Here is an 18,873-nt window from a genome sequence, read left to right as displayed (position 1 = left end):
CCGTCAGCCCGGCAGCGGCTCCAGCGTCAGCGGCTCGATCTTGCCCTCCAGCATGTAGCCCAGGCCCTGCACCGCGCAGACGTCCGGCCGCTCGGCGATGTGCACCGGCATGCCCGTCGCGTGCCGCAGCATCTGGTCGAGCCCCGGGAGCAGCGCGCTCCCGCCGACCATCATGATCCCGCGGTCGGCGAGGTCGGCCACCAGATCCGGCGGACAGGCCCGCAGCACCTTCCCGATCCCGTCGAGTACGGCCGTCAGCGGGGTCTGGATGGCATCGCGTACGGCGGCGGTGTCGACCTGCACCGAACGGGCGAGGCCGGTCGCCACGTCGCGCCCGTGGATCTCCGTGGACGTCGGGCCGTGCGGGGTGAGCCCGTTGCCGGACAGGGCGAGCTGGAGGGGCCGTACGGACTGCGACGGAAGCATCAGCTCGTGCTGGTGGCGCAGATGCTGCACGATCGCGCGGTCGACGGCCTCACCGCCCACCGGAATGCGTTCGGCGGTCACGATGGAGCCGAGGGACAGCACGGCGACCTGGGTGGCGGCGGCACCGCACACCATGATCATGGTGGCCTCCGGCCGCTCGACCGGCAGCCCGCAGCCCACCGCCGCGGCGATCAGCGTGTCGACCAGCTCCACCCGCCTCGCCCCGAGGCCGACGAGCGTCTCGATCGTCGCGCGCTGCGCCAGCGGGTCCGCGTCGTGCGGGGTGCAGGCGGCGGCGCGCAGCCTCGGCTTGCGGCGCAGGGTGCGGCGCACCTTGTCGCCGAGCAACTGCCGCAGCATGCGCTGGGCCATCTCGATGTCGACGACCGTGCCGCCCGACACCGGCCGCATCACCCGGATGTAGTCGGGGGTGCGGCCCGTCATCTTCTCCGCGAACTCACCGACCGCGATCAGCGCGCCGTTCTTCGTGTTGATCGCGGCGACACTCGGCTGGTCGACGACCAGTCCCGCGCCCTTCACATACACACGGGTCCTGGCCGCGCCCAGGTCGACTGCGAAGTGGCAGCGGCGCAGCTGCTCCAGACTGGCGGTCATGGCGGGTCCTCCCGAGAGCAGACCGTCGGGCTCCGCCTCGTGGCGGTCCCTATCTCGCATCGTCCGCTCAAGAGGGCCGGGGCGCCTTCTGAAGGGGGGCCGGGCGGGGTACCGCCGAACGGGTGACGCCGGGCGGTCCCCGACGATCGGCGGGCGGGAGGATCGGCAGACCGGAGGACCGTCCCGGCGGGGGGCGACCGGCCGGGCCCCGCTTCCCCGTGCGCGTGCAGATGCCCCCCGTCCTCGCAACCCGTGCCGCTCCCCGGGTCCCCGCAAGTCGCGCCGATGTCCCGCTTTCCGCGGCCCGCCCGACTCGCCCCGGCCTGTTCCGACCCACCCCGGCCTGTTCCGACCCACCCTGGCTGTTCCGACTCACCCGGCGCGTCCGGACTCACCCGGCCGGTCCCGGCGGGAAGCCGCCAGGGCGCCTTCCCGCCCGAACCAGGAGCCCCTCCGGGCGGTGGGGACGCGGTCGCGGGCCCCATGGTGGGGGCGGCGCCGGCTCCCCCTCCCAAGGGGAGCCGGCGCCGCCCGCGCGCTCACTCCCCCCGGTGCTCCGCGATGCCCCGCACGACCCCCAGGTCCAGCAGGTCCTGCGGCCGGATGCGGAGCTGGTCCGCCGTGGCGCGCACCTCGCTCGCGGGACGCTTGAGGATGGCGGCCGCCAGCTCGGGCGCGATGACCGAGAAGTAACTGTCCGGCGTGGCCCAGGTGTTGCCCGGCGCGGCCAGCGCGAGGGCGCCGCCCGAGCCGCCCTCGCCGATCACCAGGGTGGTGACGGGCGTGCGGGCGGTGGCCACCGCGGCGAACAGGTCCGCGATCGCGGAGCCCGCGCCCTGCCGCTCGGCCTGCTCGTCGTTGGCGGCGCCCGGGGTGTCCACCAGCGTCAGCACCGGGATGCCGAGCCGGCCCGCGAGACGGATCAGCCGGGCCGCGGTGCGGTACCCGGCGGGACGGGTCGCGGTCCCGCACTGCGCCGCGTACGCGACCGTCCGCCCCCGTGGCCCGGAGCCGAACCCGCACAGCAGACCGGCGTCGGTGCCGCCGCAGCGGTCGCCGCCGATCGCCGCGCGGCGGCTGAAGTACGCGTCCAAGTAGGCCTCGGCGCGGGGGCGTTCGGGGGAGCGGGCCCGGTCGACGGCGTCCCGGCCGGTGGCGGGCAGACCGGGCGCGCCGAGGGCGGCCGGCACCGGTGCGGCCTCGGCGGAGGGGGCGCTGAGCAGGGCCAGCCACAGCGCCAGCGTCTCCCGCAGCTCCCCTTCCGGTACGACGGCGTCCACCGCGCCCGCCGCGACCTGGGCCTCGGCCGTGTACGCCGCCGGGTCCGCGCCGGGCGGGCGGACCCGGGAACCGGCGAATCCCACCTGGGCGCCGGGCAGCGCCAGGATCACGTCGGAACCCGCGCCCAGCGTGGCCCAGCCGCCCCCCGTCGTCGGATCCCGGACCACCGCGATCTGCGGCAGCCCGGCCTCCCGGGTCAGCGCCGACTGCCGTGCCACCCGCTGGAGCTGGGTGAGCGCGAGCATGCCCTCCTGCATCCGGCTGCCGCCCGTCGCGACCAACGAGACGACCGGCAGCCGGTGTTCGCGGGCATGGGTGTACGCGGCCTCCAGCCGGTCCCCGGTGCGTTCGCCGAGCGAGCCGCCGAGGAAGCCGAACTCGAAGGCGATCAGCGCGACCCTGGTACCGCCGACGACCGCGCTGCCGCAGACGACGGACTCGTCCTCGCCGGTGCGGGCGGCGGCACGGGAGCGCGCCTCGTCGTACCCCTGCCAGGACAGCGGGCCGTCCGGCTCGAAATGCCGTATCGGTACCCGGAGTCCGGTGAACTCGTCGGTGACGAGGGCGATGGCCTCACGGGCCGGGAGGCGGTCAGTCATGCGTGACGTCGTTCGGGTGGGCGCTCGGGCGGGAGTCCGCGAGGGCGTCCGGGAGCGCTCGCTTCAGGATCTTGCCCATGTCGTTGCGGGGCAGGGCCGACAGGAAGCGCACGGTGCGCGGGCGCTTGTGCGGGGCGAGCCGGCGGGCCACGTGGTCGGCGAGTTCGCGGTCGAGGCCGGGGGCGGGGGCGTCCACCGGCACCACCCAGGCCACGATCCGTTCGCCCAGGTCGTCGTCGGGCTCCCCGGTGACGGCGGCCTCGCGCACGGCGGGGTGTTCGAGCAGCGCGTTCTCGATCTCACCGGCGCCGATCTTGTAACCACCGCTCTTGATCAGGTCGGTGGCCTTGCGGCCCACGATGCGTACGCAGCCGTCGGCGTCGCGCACCGCCATGTCACCGGTACGGAACCAGCCGTCCGCGGTGAACGCGGCGGCGGTGGCGTCGGGCCGGTTCAGGTACTCGGTGAACAGGTTCGGCCCGCGCACCTGGATCTCGCCCACGCTCTCGCCGTCGTAGGCGCCGGTGGGGTTGCCCTCGGTGTCGTACGAGCCGGTCGGGGTGCCGTCCGCGTCGTACGAGGCGAGCGTCGAACCGTCCTCCTCGACCAGCCGCAGCCCGACGCCCGGCAGCGGCACCCCGACGGTCCCGGGCCGCGCCGGGCCGTCCACCCGGACGCTGGTGTTCATGAGGGTCTCGGTCATGCCGTACCGCTCGACGACCGGCCGCCCGGTCGCCGCCGTGATCCGCTCGTGGTCGTGCACCGGCAGCGCGGCGGAACCGGAGACCAGCAGCCGCGCCCGGCCGAGCGCCTTGGCCAGCTCCGCGTCCTCGGCGAGCGCCTCGGCGAGCCGGTGGTACATCGTCGGCACCCCGAACAGCATGGTGGCCCCCGCGTTCAGCTCACGCGTCACGCCCTCCGTGCTGAACCGCCCCAGGTGCCGGACGGCCCCGCCGCGCCGCAACGGCCCGAGGACGCCCAGGATCAGCCCGTGCACATGGAAGAGCGGCAGTCCGTGCACGAGCACGTCGTCGCCCGTCCACTGCCAGGCGTCGGCCAGCGCGTCCAGGGTCGAGGCGATCGCGCGGCGCGGGACGACGGCGCCCTTGGGCGGACCCGTGGTGCCGGAGGTGTAGACGACGAGGGCGGGGGCGGCGGGGTCGTCCGGCTCGGCCGGGGGCTGCGGCACGACACCGCCAGCGTGCCGCGTCCCGACGTCGATGCGCTCCAACTCCCGTACGGGTGAGGGGAGGTCGTCCCCCTCCGCGGCGAGCACCAGTGAGGGCGCGCTGTCGGACACGATGTGCCCCAGTTCGCCCTCGCCCGACTTGGGGTTGAGCGGTACGGCGGGTACCTGGGCGAGCAGCGCGGCCACCACCCCGACGGCCGTCTCCAGGGACGGCGTCGCCCATACGGCGATCCGTCCCCGGCCTTCGAGGCGCGCGGCCAGGGCGCCCGCCGAGGCGGCGAGTTCCGCGTACGTCAGGGACCGGTCGCCGAAGCGGAGGGCGGGCCGCCGTGCGGTCGAACCGCTGACCAGGGCCGGGAAGAGGGAGGACACGCGGGGTGCTCCTTGCCAGTAGGGACGTTCTGCCGGTGACAGTCAGAACCGTTCCTACACCAGGGCGCGGGAAACCTGCCGGAGCCCGCGACCGGCCGAGCGCGAGGCAGATCACACCGCACGGCACAGGGTGAGGCCCCGCCCGGCCTCACACGGCGACCCGCCCCCGGACGCGCTCGGCGACCCGCGCGAGGGCCCCTACCGAGACCCGCACCGGGACCCGGCCCCGGACGCGCTCGGCGACCCGCGCGAGGGCCCCTACCGAGACCCGCACCGGGACCCGGCCCCGGACGCGCTCAGCGACCCGCACGAGGGCCCCGCACCAGGGCCCGTACCAAGACCCGCACGAGGACGCGCGTCGACGTCCACGCGAGGGCGCGTGCCGGGCACGCGCGCCGGGACGTCCGGGCGGCGGGTGGCCGCGCCGTTCCCGAACCGGGAACGCCCGTGCGGAAAACCATGGCGTGGGACGATCCGGGCCCGTAGTCTCGCCCACGGCGCGACCATTTGACGGGTCAACATCCACGACGCCATCACGGGTCGACCGGGCGACGGAGCGAGGAGCGGGGCGGAGCGAGGAGTGACGCGGAGTGCGGCGAGCGGTGTGACGGGCAGGACGGCCGGACGGGCCGGCGGCGTCTGGAAGCGCGCGGCGGCACTGTTCTCCCGAAGAGCCGACTCCGAGATGCGCGCCCTCGCGGTCGAGCTCTCCCGGTCCCTGAGGAAGCGCCTCGACACGCCCGTCGACGTACGGGAACTGGCCGGCGCGCTCTGCGAGGAGATGAGCCGGCGCCGGGACGGCCGCCCCGTCCAGCTCCGCTTCGAACGCTTCCCCGACGAGATCGAGGTCACCGGTCTGTGGGTGGAGTTCCACGACTTCGACCTCGTCATCGTCGAGGAGCGAGCCGAAACGGTCCAGCAACTCGTCATCCTCGGCCATGAGTTGTGGCACATGTCGGCCGGTCACGCGCACTCCCACCACCACTTCGCCGGCGCGGCGGCCGCCCGCGCCCTGTCGGACGACCCCCGCTGGCAGGAGATCGCGCTCACCGTCGCCGCCCGCAACGGCTCGCACGAGGCCGACGAGGCCGAGGCCGAGGACTTCGGCCTCCACCTCGCGAGCGTCTTCCGCTCCTGGGTGACCGGCTCCCGCCCACAGGGCCCCGCCGATCCGGTCGGACGCGCCATCCAGGCCTCCCTGGGCTACCGCGGCTCCCAGGACTGACCGGCGATGGATCCCTCCCACTTCCTCGCCGGGATCTACATCTCCTTCTGGATACCGATCGCGGTCCTCACCGCCGCCCTCGCCATCAAGCTGCCCAGCATCGTCAAGCTCTGGAGGGACCCGCTCCTGAGAGCCGTCGGCGGCCTCCTCGTCCTCGCCTGCGCCGTCTTCGTCTCCGCCGCGCCGCCGACGATCACGTGGACCAACCGCGTCACCGGCGTACCGAACATCTCGGCGCCCCTGCTCTACAGCCTCGTCACCGCCTTCGGCGGAGCCTGCCTGCTGATGATCACCACCTGGCGCAACGGCATCACCGACCGCGCGGCCACCCGCCGCGCCACCCGCTGGGTCGTCGCCGTCTACGCCGGCGTGATCGTCGCGCTGTGGGTGCTGTTCGCGCTCGCCGACACGCCCGACGAGCGGATCCGGGACCTCGACACGTACTACGCCCGCACGCCCTTCATGCGCGAGGAGATCGTCCTCTACCTGCTCGCGCACACCGCGGCCTGCCTGATCACGTCCAAGCTGATCTGGAACTGGATCCGTACCGACGGACTCGACGTATGGCTGCGCGGCGGGCTGAAGTTCCTGGGCGTCGGGTACACGATGAACCTGGTCTACGACGGCGCGAAGCTCTCCGCGGTCGGCGCCCGCTGGAGCGGCCACGACCTGGACCGGCTCAGCACCGACCTGGCCCCGCCGGTCGCCTCCCTCTCCGCCGTCCTGATCGCGGTCGGCTTCATCCTGCCGCACGTGGGCCAGTACGTGCAGCGGCGGGCGCGCACCCGGCTCGGCCTCTGGCGGCTGCGGCCCCTGTACCGGCTGATGCGGACGGCCGTGGGAAGCCGGGTCCCCTTCAAGCTCCGGGTCACCCCGGAACTGCGCCTGATGCGCCGTGAGACGTACATCCGGGACGCGCTGCTCCACCTCGCCCGGTTCCTCGACGAGGACCTGCGGCGCACGGCGTACGAGGCGGCGGTCGGCCTGGGGTTCGAGACCGGCCGGGCGAGGGCGCTCGCCCACGCGGTGACGCTCCAGGACGCCGTCGAGACCGGGCGGCGAACGCGTCGGGACGACGCCACCGCTCCCCTCGTGGACCCGGACACCGAGAACCTGCTGGCGGAGATCGAGTCCGTGTCCCGGGCCCTGCGCCGCCCCGAGGACATCCGGGCGGTGCGCGCCGTCGCGGCCGTCCCGGCCGAGCGCGTCACGGTCCGATGAGCGCCCGGCCCCCGCACGGGCCGGGTCCGCACGGGCGGTTGTAGCCTCCCCGGGGATCAGACGTTACGAGGATGGAGTCCGCCGTGGCCCGCAGCGCCGCCCGCCCCCGCATCGCACTCGCCACCTACCGGCCCGAGGAGGGCACGACGAGCGCGGACCGGGACCTGCCCGTGCTCAAGGGGGCCCTGGAGGACGCCGGGGCGCGGGCGGGGATCGTGCACTGGGACGATCCGGCCGTCGACTGGGCGGACTTCGACCTGGTCGTCATCCGCTCGACCTGGGACTACAGCTGGCGGGTCGCGGAGTTCGTGGCGTGGGCCGAGCGGGTCGCGAAGCTCACCCGGCTGGCGAATCCGGCGGCGATCGTGCGGTGGAACACCGACAAGCGGTACCTCGGTGAGCTGGCCGGGGCCGGGGTGCCGACCGTGCCGACCCGGTACCTCGCACCCGGCGACCCCGCCGACCTTCCGGACGGCCACGAGTACGTGGTGAAGCCCACGTCGGGCGCGGGCGCACGGCTCGCCGCCCGCTACCGGCCCGAGGAGCGGGAGACCGCGCTGCGGCACCTCGCCCGTCTGCACGAACGGGGGCTGACCGCGATGGTCCAGCCCTACCTGCGCGGCGTCGACACCTCCGGCGAGCGGGCGCTGCAGTTCTTCGGCGGACGCTTCCTGCACGCCGGCCGCAAGGGCGCCGTCCTCGAGCCCGGGACGGCCTACGACGCGGACAAGGTCCCGCATCCCCGGATGGAGGTCTGGCAGCCGACCCCGGCCGAACTCGCCCTCGCCGAGCGCGCGCTGGCCGCCGTACCGCACGGGCCGCACGGTACGGACGGGCCGCATGGTACGGACGGGCCGCACGGTACGGACGGCGACGCCCTGCTCTACGCCCGGGTCGACGTCGTCGACGGCGACGACGGCCGGCCGTGCGTCATGGAACTGGAACTGGTGGAACCCAACCTCTTCCTCTGGCTGCACCCGGAGTCGGTGCCCGCCGTCGCGGAGGCGGTCATCCGGGCCGCCCGCTGACGGCCACCCGCTGCAGCAGCCCCCAGGTGAACTCGGCCGCGCACTCCTGCCGTACCCCCGACGCGTCCGGGGCCGTGAAGGCGAGCCCCCAGCGGGTGGGGGCGGTGCCCTCCAGCGGCCGGGCGGGGGCGAAGGCGCGGGCGGCCTCGTCGACCGTGCAGGACCAGGGGGTCAGGTCGTCCAGGGTCCTCAGCACCGGGCCCGCGGTGCCGGGGGCGCGGACCAGCCATTCGTTCCAGACCACGCCGTTCGACAGGGCGAGGACCTCGAAGCGCAGACCGGGCCAGAGGGGCACGGGCCACAGCAGGGCCTCGCAGGCGAGGTCGCCGATCCGGCGCGGGGTGACCGACTCCGGGGTGCCGAGGACCGAGCGGTAGCGGTGGGCGGCGGAGCGGGAGCGCGGGGCGTGCAGCATCGCCTGCCAGCGCCGGTTGGCCTCGCGCATGTCCGCGAGGGAGACACCCAGTTCGTGGCGGGCGTCGTCGACGAGGTCCGGGTTGTGGTCGGCCATGCGGCGCAGCAGGACCAGTTGGAAGTCGAGCGGTGTGAAGGGTCCTGCGGGTCGCTTGGCGGGCATGCGGCCCATGATCGCGCATCGGGCCGGCCCACGGGCGGCGTCGCGCGGGAGGTCCGTACGTCCCGCCGTCCCCACCGGTCGAAATCAGCCCCTGGCACCTCGCTGTCGCCCACCCATTGCCCCTCCAAGACCACCATGAGTAGCCTGTGTTCGTCATGCCGATCGTCTGTTGAAATTTCGAACATAGGGAGGGGGCCGGTTGTGGGACGCCTCGTACCTGCCGTGACCCGAGCTCTCGACATTCTCGAGCTCTTCCTCGACGGGGACGGCACGCTCTCCGCCCCCGACATCGTGCGCAGGCTGCAACTGCCGCGGACGACGGTGCACGAGCTGGTCACCACGCTCGCCGCCCGCTCGTACATCGTGCAGATACCGGGCCAGCCCGGACGCTACCGCCTCGGCGTGCGGCCGTACCAGCTCGGCAGCCGCTATGCCGAGCAGCTGGACCTCGCCGCGGAGGGCCAGCAGGTCGCCCGCACCGTCGCCGAGACCTGCGACGAGACGGTCCATGTGGCGATCCTCGAGGGCACGGACGTCATCTACATCGCGAAGGTCGACTCCACGCACGCCGTGCGCATGGTGTCGGCGGCCGGGCGCCGCCTTCCCGCCCACTGCACCTCCGTGGGCAAGATGCTGCTCGCCTCGCTGCCCGATCCGGAGCTGGCCTCCCGCATCCCCGACGACGCGGACCTGGCCGCGATGACACCGAACAGCATCACCGAACCGGGCGCCCTGCGCGAGGCCCTGGCGGAGATCCGCCGCCGCGGCGTCGCCGTGGAGAGCCGTGAGTCGAACCCGGACGTCAGCTGTGTCGCCGCCCCGGTGCGCGACCGCACGGGACAGGTCGTCGCCGCGCTCTCCATCTCCGTACCGATGATCCGCTGGAGCGACGAGCGCCGCGCCGAGCTGGAGCAGCTCGCCGCGAAGGGCGCGGCCGACCTCTCCGAGCGGCTCGGCCACCGGAGCGTGCGGGGATGACCTCCTTCGACGTCGCGATACGCGCCGACGCGGCCCTCGGCGAGGGCCCGACCTGGGACGCCCGCGAACAGCGGCTGATCTGGGTCGACATCCTCGGCTCCCGGGTCCACACCTACGATCCCGTCTCCGGGCGCCGTACGGTCATGGTCACCGAGCAGCACGTGGGCGCGGCCAAGCCCCGCGTGGGCGGCGGCCTGGTGGTCAACCTCCGTGACGGGGTGGGGCTGTACGATCCCGCAGGTTCATCAGGTTCATCAGGTTCATCAGGTTCATCAGGTTCATCAGGTTCATCAGGTTCATCCGGTTCATCCGGGGGATTCCGCTGGCTGCACCGCGAACTCGTCCCCGGCCGCCGGGGCAACGACGCGGCGGTCGCCCCCGACGGCGCGCTCTGGGCCGGCAGCATGCGCTACGACGAGGACCGGGGCGGCGGCGCGCTGTCCCGGATCGCCGCGGACGGCACCGCGCACACCGTCCTGGACGACGTCACCGTCAGCAACGGCACGGGATGGAGCCCCGACGGCCGGCTGATGTACTACATCGACACCCCGACCCGGCGGATCGACGTCTTCGACGTCGGCGAGGACCAACTTCCCCGCAACAGGCGGGCTTTGGTGACCATCGCTGCTGACGAGGGTTACCCGGACGGCCTCACCGTGGACGCCGATGGCTGCGTCTGGGTGGCGTTCTGGGACGGCGGCGCGGTCCGCCGCTACACCCCCGACGGCCGCCTCGACCGCGTGATCGCCCTCCCGGTCCGCCGCCCCACCGCCTGCGCGTTCGGTGGCGCGGACCTGACCGACCTGTACATCACCACCGCCCGTACGGGTCTGGTCGCGCCGCACCCGCTCTCCGGCTCGGTCCTCGTCGTCCCCGGCGCGGGCAAGGGCCTGGCACAGCCCGCGTTCGCCGGCTGACGGTTTCCCGGACAACAGGCTCCCCCCCGACGTCCCCGCCCGGTCGCCGACCGGACGGGGACGATCAGGCTCCGCCGACGGTCACCGGCCGGGGGAGGCCACCGGTGTCACCGGCACTCCTCCGGCCGCGCTGCCCATCAGCGTCAGCCGCACGGTGCCCGGCCCCGCGGGTGTGGTCCCGTCCGCCAGCACGGCGAGGGCCAGGGTGTTGGCACCACGTGTGTTCAGCACCCCGTTCGGCAGCACGAAGGTGTGCTGAGGACCTACGTCGTTGATGTACTGGCCCAGGTTCCAGCCGTTCAGGAAGATCTGGACACGGTAGGCGCGGGACGGGTCGTCGGTGAGGGTGAGCCCGATCGAGGCGTCCACGGCGGGGTCGACCGCGAGCCGGAACCCGGTGCGGTACCAGCAGACTCCCTGCCCCCGCCGCGCCTGCGGGAACTCCACGGCCTTCCAGCCGCCGTCCGCGAACCCCGGCAGATGCCAGCCCTGCCGCTCCCCGTACAGACCGCCGTGGTTCAGCGGCCCGCGCACCGGGTCCGGGGCCGCCGCGCCCTGGATCCGCCAGGAGAGCGCGGGCGAGGCGCCCCCGAAGGTCACGGCCGTCAGCCCGCGGGCCGCCTTGTGCGTGTCCCGGGCCGCGCCGTCCTGGTCGTGCTGCATCCGGCGCACCAGGACCGACAGCACATGCGGCCCCTTCGCCCGGCGGGCCTCCGGCGTGATCGGGAAGGTGGCCCTGGCGGCCCAGGTCCCCTGCCGGACCGTCTTCTTGTCCGGCACCGGCATCCGGTGCGTGCCCAGCGGCCTGCCGTCCAGCCACGCCATCAGCAGCCCCTGCGTGCCCGTGACGTACGACAGGGACACCGACTCCGCGCCGGCCGTGTCCGCGAAATGACCCCGGTACCAGACGTCCCCGTAGTGGAAGCCGTAGTCGTCGGCGAACAGCACGGGCTGTCCGGCCGGTACGGGGGTGACGCTGTGGGAGGACGTCCGGTCGGCGGTCCGCCAGGCCGAGTCGTCGAAAGGGGCGGCGGACTCCGGGTTCTCGGAGTGATGGCGCCACTTCCCCAGCGCGGGGAGCGCGACGGCCGGTACGCCGGGCAGCCGCCGCTCGGCCAGCCGACTGCCGGACGGGGTCGCGCGGGTGCGCACCGCGCCCTGGTTCCAGACCACGCCGTCCACCCCGCGCGGCCCCCACACCTCCAGGTCCGCGGCCGTCACCGTGTCCCCGGTGAGATGGACGGTGGTGCCGCGCAGCTCCGCGGTGCGCACCAGGGCCGGGCCCCGCACCAGGACCGGGCCGGACGGGGTGTCGTGACGCCACAGCCGCGCCGAGGCCCTGTCGTCGGCCAGGAGCAGCAGGAGGGGCACCGTGTTGCCACCGCCCTCCACCAACACGCGTGTCAGGCCACTGAGTTCGGCGTCGATGCGCAGCAGGCCGTGCGCGTGCTCATGGCGTGCGCTGCCCTCCAGCACGGTGACCTTCGGCGTGCTGGCGCACTCCAGCACCGTCCAGGTCGCCTCGCCCTCGCGCCCCGTGAACACCGCGATGTCCTGACGCCCGGCGGCCAGCCGCAGCATGGGCTGCGCGCTGGAGTACCGCAGGGTCCGCCGCCCGAGGGAGAGTCCGGTGGCGAGCAGCCGGGCGTCGAGACCGGGGAGGGGCACGCGGACGCTCTCGCCGGCGAGCGTGACGGCGGCCACGACGTCGGCGGGCCGGTCGTTGCGCAGCACGTGGAAGTGCGCCTTGGTGTCGGGATTGACGAGGTGGTACGCCGTGATCCCGGCGACGGCCCGCGACCCGCCGCCGTCGCCGACCGCGACGGCCGGCGCCCGGTCCAGTTTGGCGAGGTCGGGCACGGAGTGCAGGAGCTGCCCGATCTGGTGCATGGGGACCAGCTTCGGGGTCGGCCTGCGGGCCTCGTCGAGAGCGGCCCCGTAGTCGTACGACGTGTAGACGATCGGCGCGGGCAGCCAGCCCCAGGAGGTGCCGCCGAAGGTCATGTAGACGTTGTGGATCTTGATGCCGTTGGCGAGGTTGGTCAGGTAGAAGCGCCGCTCGTACGCCGCGTCCCGGGTCCGGGCCGACTCCGCGTACCCCTTGCCGTCGAACTCCACCCCGCCCCACGGGTCGAACCAGCCGCCGCCGAACTCGGCGACGAACCCCGGGGTTCCGGGGCTCGCGGTCGCACCGCCCTTCGTTCCGCCGACGCCGTAGTAGCCCCAGTCCGGCGGCGGTTCGGCCGGGGACGGGTAGCCGTCGAACCCGTACAGGTAACGGCCCTTCTCCCCACCGGTGCTGAAGGTTCCCGGTGCCCAGTGGCCGTTCCTGCCCTTGTCGTTGTGGAACAGCGGTACGTCGATGCCGTCGGCGCGGACCTTGGCGTACAGGTGGGCCATGTAGTCGCGGCCGCGCGGGCTGGTGACGTTGTTCGCGTACTCGTTCTCCAGCTGGTAGAGGACGATCGTGCCGCCGCCGTCGGTGTGGAGGTGCCGGGCCGCGACCCGGTTCACGGCGGTCAGCCACTCGTCCACGTGCGACAGGTACGTCGGGTCGGAGGTCCGGGCGGTGCCCCGGGTGGCCGTCAGCCAGCCCGGGAAGCCGCCGGCGTCGACCTCGGCGTTGATGTACGGGCCGGGCCGCAGGATCACGTACAGACCCGTCTCGGCCGCCGTGCGCAGGAACAGGCCGAGGTCGCGGACGCCCGTGAAGTCGTAGTGCCCGGGGGCGGGGGAGTGGTAGTTCCAGGAGACGTAGACGCTGATCGTGTTGTAGCCGTGGGCGCGCAGCTTCTGCAGCACGTCGCGCCAGAGGGAGGGGCTCGGCAGCCGGAAGGGGTGGACCTCGCCGGACCACAGCACCACGCGCCTGCCGTCGATCAGCATGGAGTAGCTGTCGAACCCGATGGTGTGCCGCCGTCCGTCGGCGCGGGGCGGTCCGGGCGCGGGCCCGGTGGGCACGGTGCCGGCCGCGTACGCGCCGCCGTCCCCGCTGCCGCCCAGCGTGAGGCCGAGTGCGGCGGTGCCGGCGAGTGCGCTGAAGGTACGTCTGCTCAACACCATGCGGGGCCTCCCAGGGACAGCGGCGTCGCTGTGATCATTGTCCACAGCGATACGTCCTATTCCGGTCATATGAGATTCCCGGCGCGGCAACGGCAGCCGGGCCTCAGGCGCGGGAGACGGCGTAGGTGAGGAAGCCGGACCAGGTGGCCGGGGAGAGGGTGAGGTGGGGGCCCTGGGGGTTCTTGGAGTCGCGGACGTGGATGGTGCGGGGGGAGGCAGCGACCTCTACGCAGTCGCCGTCGCCGCCGCTGCTGTAGCTGGACTTGCGCCAGGAGAGGGCAACCTCTACGCAGTCGCCCTGGCTGCCACTGCTGTAGCTCGACTTGAACCACATCAGTCCGCTGGTGCTCATAGGTCTCCTCGCATGCGCTTCAGCAGGCCCCTGGAATCCTCTGGGGTGAGGGCCTGCGAGCGCAGTTTTGCATACCGCTGATGGAGGCGGCTGATCTCTTTCGGGTCGGAGATGAGTCGACCATTTTCTTGCCCCTCGGAATAGCCGAACCACTGATTCTCCGGGGTCTCCAGCAACTGCATCGGGCCGTCCAGCCCCGCGTGCACAGGTTGTTGGAGCTGCATGATCTGCAACTCCACGTTCCAGTGCCGGTCGGTTACCTCCAGCAGGTGGTCGAGCAATGCTCGCGTGACTTCGGTGCCACCGGTGCGCCGCTCCAGTACCGACTGTTCCACGATGAAGCTGAACGCACAGGGCGGCTTCCTGCGTGTGGACAGCAGCTCGTGCCGGGCCAACCGCGCCACGATCCGTTCGTTCAACTCCTCCTCGTCCGGAATCGGTGGCACGCTCAACGACACCGCCCGTGCGTACGCCTCCGTCTGTAAAAGCCCCGGTACGACTCGGCATTCGTACGTGTACAGGCTGATTCCCACCGCTTCCAACCGGGCCCATCGCCGGAACCACGCCGCCAGTCCCGGCTGCCGTGCCAGATGCCCCGCCGCCTTCCGTAACGCCCCGGTGTTCCCCAGTACCTGCTCCGCCCGGTCGACGAACGTCGGGTCCGGCATGCGGCGTCCCAACTCCACCGAAGCCACCGTGTGTTTGGAGAACCGCACCCGTTCGCCGAACTCCTCCCGGCTCAGCCCCGCGTGCTCCCGTAACGCCTGTACGACCGCCCCGAACGTCCGCAGACTGTCGGACGACTCCGGCTCGCCACCCGTCCCCACCGCACCCTCGACCGCCATGGTCACCTCCCGCGACCATGGTCACGCCCCGTGACCAGTACTGTCCACCCCGTCACCGCGTACGCTCCCGCGGCGTACGCGGCGCCGACCTGGTGAAGTGCCCGTGACCACCGTCAGATTGGGGGCATGACCGCACCATCCACCCCCCGACGCCCGGTTACCGTACGTGTGTTCACGCAGCGTTTCAGCGCCACCCCGCGCGGCGCCCGCCTCGCCCGCCACCTCGCCCTGGACCAGCTGCACACCTGGGGCGTCCCGCACGGCACGGACGCCTCCGACACCGCCGCCGTGATCGTCGCCGAACTGGCCGCCAACGCGGTGACCCACGGCCGGGTGCCGGGCCGCGACTTCGAGCTGCGGCTCTCCCTCGTCACGGGCAGCGTCCGGGTCGAGGTCAGCGACACGCGCGACGGGACACGTCCGCCGGGACCGGGCGCCGTACCGCCCGCGGACCCGCTCGGCGAACAGGGGCGCGGGCTCGTCCTCGTCGAGGCGCTCGCCGCACGCTGGGAGGTACTGGACCGGGAACCGCCCGGCAAGACGGTCCGCGCCGAGATCGACCTGCCGGGACGGTCGGCCCTGACCGGACGAGCGGACGGGAGGTGAACGGGACGCCGGCCCCCACCGCGCGGTCAGCCGACGGGCGCGCCGAACCACCTCGGCATCACGCCGAGCAGATCCTCCTGGTCCTCGCCGGCCCAGGCGACATGACCGTCCGGCCGCAACAGCACGGCGGGCACGTCCAGTTCCTCGCCGGCGTCGACGACGTGGTCGACCCGGTCCGCCCAGCCCGCCACCGAGAGCCGGCCCGTCCCGTCGAGCAGCAGCCCGCGACCGGCGTGCGTCAGCCCGTAGAGACGGCCCTGCTTCAGTTCCATGTCCCGCATCCGCCGGCCGAGCAGGTCGTGCCCCTCGCCGAAGTCGTAGCGGACCCCGACCGCGGTGATCATCTCGGTGACGTACCGGTTCACCTCCTCGAAGTCCATCAGTTTCGAGAGCAGCTCGCGCAGCGCGGTCGCCCCCGGATCGGTGCCCAGCAGCGTGATCTGGGCGCGAGTGTTGTCCAGCACGCGGGCGCCCACGGGATGGCGTTCGGAGTGATAGCTGTCCAGGAGGCCCTCCGGTGCCCAGCCGCCGACCTCGGCGGCCAGCTTCCAGCCGAGGTTGAACGCGTCCTGGACGCCGAGGTTGAGCCCCTGCCCGCCGGTCGGCGGATGGATGTGCGCCGCGTCGCCGGCCAGCATGACCCGGCCGACCCGGTAGCGCTCGGCCTGCCGGGTCGCGTCGCCGAACCGCGAGAGCCGGCGCGGCGAGTGCACGCCGAAGTCGGTGCCCGCGACCGCCCGCAGCCGCTGCCTGAACTCCTCCAGGGTCGGCGCGCTCGCCCGGTCCTCCGCCACGCCGTCGGCGGGCACGATGACGCGGTACGTCCCGTCCCCGTTGGCGATGGTGCCGAACCGCAGCTGAGTCCTGCGGACCTCCGCGACGACGGCCTCGACCGTCGCCCGGTCCTCGGTCATCTCCATGTCGCCGAGCAGCGTCTCGACCTTGGCGGGCTCGCCGGGGAAACCGACACCGAGCAGCTTGCGCACCGCGCTGCGCCCGCCGTCGCACCCGACGGCATACCGCGCCCGCAGCCGTGTGCCGTCCGCGAGATCGACGCTCACCCCGGCGTCGGCCCCGGCCCCGTTCCCGTCGTACTGACTCAGCCCGACCGCCTCGCGACCGCGCCGGATCTCCGCGCCGAGTTCGAGGGCGCGCTCGTGGAGCAGGCGCTCGACGACCGGCTGCGGGGTGGAGAGGCCGTACGGGTGCGCCGTGTCCACCCCGTCGGGCCACGGCTTGTGGATGCCGCCGAAGAAACCGCCGACCCGGAACTTCTCACTGACCGCGAGGAACCGGTCCAGCAGGCCGCGCTGGTCCATGATCTCGACGCTGCGCGCGTGCAGGCCGCGCCCGCGGAACTCCGTGGTCGGCTCGGACAGCTTCTCCAGCACGACCACGTGCACACCGTGCAGGCGCAGCTCGCAGGCGAGCATCAGCCCGGTCGGTCCGCCGCCGACCACGATCACGTCAATCATCAGAACGCCCGTTCAACCAGAGGGGATGTTGGCCGGACGCCCCGTGCGCAGGCCCGCGCGCCGACCGACGTCATACGCGGACAACGGCGCATGTACGTCGTGAAGCAGGCATTTCCGCAGGTTCCGGCCCCGGTCGACGATTCTGCGGCACGACCGGGGCCTTGCCGCAAGCCCCCTGGCGCGCTATACGTTGAAGAGGGCAAGGAGCGGGAGTTCTCCTTGCCCTTCGTCGTCCGCGCGGTCCGGGAGGATCTCCCGCCGCGAGCGTCCGCCCTAGCCGACCTGGTTGTACATCGCGCCGGCGGCCGGCCAGCCCGTCGGCTGCGGCGCGGGCTCAGGTTCCGGCTGGGTGCGGCCCCGGACCTGGGCGGCGGTCAGGCCGCCGTTGCGCAGGCCCGGTATCCCGGTCTGGCCGAGTCCGGCGGCCGGCGCGGGAGTCATACCAGGCATACCGTTCGGAACAGGCATGCCGGGCATGCTCGGCATGGGGGGCGCGGACATCGGCGCGGGCTGCATCTGGGCCACCGCCGGCATCGGCGGGGGCTGCATCTGGGCGACCGCGGGCATGGGCTGCTGCCGCGGCGGGGCGGCCGGGGGCATGGGGGCCATGGGCGGCATCATGGCGGCCGCCGGGGCGGGGGCGGGCATCATGGCGGCGGCCGGCGCGGGCATCAGACCGGGCATGCCGCCGGGCAGTTGTGCCGGAGCCTGCGCCGGGCCCGGCCAGGTCTGCGCGGGCGGCAGGCTGGGCATCGCGGCGGCCTGCGCGGCCAGCGGCATGCCGACCCCGTTCGTCTCGCTGATCAGGCGGTCGACCGCCGCCGTGCCCGAGCTGTAGCCGGTCCCTGTGCTCGGCTCGGGCACGACGGCTCCCCTCCTGGACCCGTAGAGCACCTGTTCCAGGCCGGACACCAGGCGACGCACGTCCACCTGGGGGCGCACCACGAGTCTCAGGAAGCGACTGGACGAACCGATCTTGTTGCCGCACTCGCGGACCAGGATCCGGTGCTCGGTGAGCAGCCGGTCGCGGACGACGGTGCCCTCGGCACCCACGGGCAGCCGTACGAAGAGGAAGTTGCCCTGCGAGGGGTAGACCGTCAGACCGGGCAGCGCGGTCAGCTGACGCGCCATGTCGAGCCGGTCGCGGCGCACCAGGTGCAGGCTCTCCATGTACTCGGCGCCGTGCTCCTTGAGCATGAACACCACGGTCTCCGCCAAGGAGTTGAGGTTCCACTTGGGCAGCATGGAGCGGATCTTGCCCGCGAGCGCGGGGTTGGCCACGAGGTAGCCGAAGCGGATGCCGTGCAGGCCGAAGTTCTTGCCGAGGCTGCGCAGCACGATGACGTTGGGCCGCAGCACCGCCTCCTCGACGACACTCGGTTCGTTCTCCGCGTCGGCGAACTCCAGGAACGACTCGTCGATGATCACCAGGTCCAGGTCCTGGAGCGCGTCCATGAAGTTCACGACCGTCTGCCGGCTCAGGAAGCCGCCGTCCGGGTTGTTGGGGTTGCAGATGACGGCGACCCGGGTGCCCCGGGCACGGATGAACTGGATGTACTTCGCGGGGTCGAGGGCGAAGGCCGTCGACTCCTGGAGCGGGAACATGTCGACGCGCTTGCCGGTCTCCATCGGCTGGTCGGTCCAGCGGCCGAAGGTGGGGACGGGGATGGCGAGGGACTCGCGGACCAGCAGGTGGTCGATCCAGGTGATCAGTTCCGTGGAGCCGTTGCCCATGGCGACACAGCTCGGCGGAAGCTGGAGCAGCGCGCACAGCTCGGCCGTGATGGTGTCGGCGCTGCTCGGGTAGTACGTGATGATCTCGCGCAGCCGCCCGGCCAGTTCGTCGAACATGCCGGGCGTGGGGAAGTACGGGTTGCACGGGATACAGAAGTCGATCGGGCCGACTCCATCGCTCTCGCGGGCGAGCGCAGCCATCGAGGGGCTGTGCGCCGCAGTACCGCGGAACAGCGAGGCGACGTTGTCGGCCATGGAACCTCCGTCTCTGGGTGGCCCGTGCGGGGGAGCACGGGCCGCCCTCTCATACGGAGACGGGGGTGGCGCTGTTCAACTCGTGAGGATCCGGTGAGGGTCCGAGCACCGGGGC

General features: G+C 73.1%; 15 protein-coding genes. 6 read left to right on the top strand and 9 right to left on the bottom strand.

Features of this window, described 5'->3' with window-relative positions; all coding sequences use genetic code 11:
• Positions 1-3: 3 nt before the first annotated feature.
• The 3 genes from HEP85_RS13395 to HEP85_RS13385 form a co-directional block, all read right to left on the bottom strand.
• Positions 4-1,041, bottom strand: coding sequence for a rod shape-determining protein (locus tag HEP85_RS13395; RefSeq protein ID WP_153290745.1), 1,038 nt, complete (start codon positions 1,039-1,041; stop codon positions 4-6).
• Positions 1,042-1,580: 539 nt separating this feature from the next.
• Positions 1,581-2,921, bottom strand: a complete 1,341-nt coding sequence (locus tag HEP85_RS13390) for a carboxyl transferase domain-containing protein (protein WP_365217112.1) — start codon at positions 2,919-2,921, stop codon at positions 1,581-1,583.
• Entirely contained in the window at positions 2,914-4,482 is a 1,569-nt protein-coding gene (locus HEP85_RS13385) for an acyl-CoA synthetase (RefSeq protein WP_168527985.1), read from the bottom strand. Before HEP85_RS13385 ends, HEP85_RS13390 begins: the two co-directional genes overlap by 8 nt.
• Before the next feature lie 658 nt (positions 4,483-5,140).
• Between HEP85_RS13385 and HEP85_RS13380 the strand changes: the two genes are divergently transcribed.
• The 3 genes from HEP85_RS13380 (at position 5,141) to HEP85_RS13370 (ending at position 7,956) form a co-directional block, all read left to right on the top strand.
• Positions 5,141-5,707, top strand: coding sequence for a toxin-antitoxin system, toxin component family protein (locus tag HEP85_RS13380; protein WP_248002477.1), 567 nt, complete (start codon positions 5,141-5,143; stop codon positions 5,705-5,707).
• Positions 5,708-5,713: 6 nt separating this feature from the next.
• Positions 5,714-6,928, top strand: coding sequence for an MAB_1171c family putative transporter (locus HEP85_RS13375; RefSeq protein ID WP_168527984.1), 1,215 nt, complete (start codon positions 5,714-5,716; stop codon positions 6,926-6,928).
• A 71-nt stretch (positions 6,929-6,999) separates the two neighbouring features.
• Complete coding sequence (locus tag HEP85_RS13370; protein ID WP_168527983.1) at positions 7,000-7,956, top strand: RimK family alpha-L-glutamate ligase; 957 nt, start codon at positions 7,000-7,002, stop codon at positions 7,954-7,956.
• Here HEP85_RS13370 and HEP85_RS13365 read toward each other — a convergent pair.
• Positions 7,937-8,542, bottom strand: a complete 606-nt coding sequence (locus HEP85_RS13365) for a hypothetical protein (RefSeq protein ID WP_211117948.1) — start codon at positions 8,540-8,542, stop codon at positions 7,937-7,939. The two genes, HEP85_RS13370 and HEP85_RS13365, sit on opposite strands and share 20 nt — an antisense overlap.
• 192 nt (positions 8,543-8,734) lie before the next feature.
• On the opposite strand from HEP85_RS13365, the gene HEP85_RS13360 reads away from it, so the two are divergent.
• A complete protein-coding gene (locus HEP85_RS13360; RefSeq protein WP_168527982.1) occupies positions 8,735-9,511 on the top strand; it encodes an IclR family transcriptional regulator in 777 nt (258 codons plus the stop codon).
• The gene (locus tag HEP85_RS13355; protein ID WP_168527981.1) at positions 9,508-10,428 is read left to right on the top strand and encodes an SMP-30/gluconolactonase/LRE family protein; all 921 of its coding nucleotides are present in this window, start codon (positions 9,508-9,510) and stop codon (positions 10,426-10,428) included. Before HEP85_RS13360 ends, HEP85_RS13355 begins: the two co-directional genes overlap by 4 nt.
• An 81-nt stretch (positions 10,429-10,509) precedes the next feature.
• Here HEP85_RS13355 and HEP85_RS13350 read toward each other — a convergent pair whose 3' ends face one another.
• The 3 genes from HEP85_RS13350 to HEP85_RS13340 all read right to left on the bottom strand — a co-directional run bounded on the left by HEP85_RS13350 (position 10,510) and on the right by HEP85_RS13340 (position 14,688).
• Positions 10,510-13,491 carry a beta-galactosidase gene (locus HEP85_RS13350; protein ID WP_168527980.1) on the bottom strand — a complete coding sequence of 994 codons (2,982 nt, stop codon included), beginning with the start codon at positions 13,489-13,491 and terminating at the stop codon, positions 10,510-10,512.
• A gap of 103 nt (positions 13,492-13,594) precedes the next feature.
• A complete protein-coding gene (locus tag HEP85_RS13345) occupies positions 13,595-13,843 on the bottom strand; it encodes a DUF397 domain-containing protein (protein WP_168527979.1) in 249 nt (82 codons plus the stop codon).
• Positions 13,840-14,688, bottom strand: a complete 849-nt coding sequence (locus tag HEP85_RS13340) for a helix-turn-helix transcriptional regulator (RefSeq protein WP_168527978.1) — start codon at positions 14,686-14,688, stop codon at positions 13,840-13,842. Before HEP85_RS13340 ends, HEP85_RS13345 begins: the two co-directional genes overlap by 4 nt.
• 126 nt (positions 14,689-14,814) lie before the next feature.
• On the opposite strand from HEP85_RS13340, the gene HEP85_RS13335 reads away from it, so the two are divergent.
• Positions 14,815-15,294 (top strand): ATP-binding protein, encoded by a 480-nt coding sequence (locus HEP85_RS13335; RefSeq protein WP_168527977.1) that lies wholly within the window; start codon positions 14,815-14,817, stop codon positions 15,292-15,294.
• Positions 15,295-15,320: 26 nt separating this feature from the next.
• Here the strand turns inward: HEP85_RS13335 and rox are convergent, their stop codons facing one another.
• Positions 15,321-16,769 (bottom strand): rifampin monooxygenase, encoded by a 1,449-nt coding sequence (rox, locus tag HEP85_RS13330; protein ID WP_168527976.1) that lies wholly within the window; start codon positions 16,767-16,769, stop codon positions 15,321-15,323.
• A 273-nt stretch (positions 16,770-17,042) separates the two neighbouring features.
• Positions 17,043-18,758: a histidinol-phosphate transaminase gene (locus HEP85_RS13325; RefSeq protein WP_369657703.1), complete on the bottom strand. Its 1,716-nt coding sequence runs from the start codon at positions 18,756-18,758 to the stop codon at positions 17,043-17,045.
• Positions 18,759-18,873: the final 115 nt, after the last annotated feature.

Origin of the sequence: Streptomyces sp. RPA4-2, assembly GCF_012273515.2 — a bacterium.
In the GTDB taxonomy this organism is placed as follows: domain Bacteria; phylum Actinomycetota; class Actinomycetes; order Streptomycetales; family Streptomycetaceae; genus Streptomyces; species Streptomyces kaempferi.
This window is presented reverse-complemented; position numbering and strand designations above follow the sequence as displayed.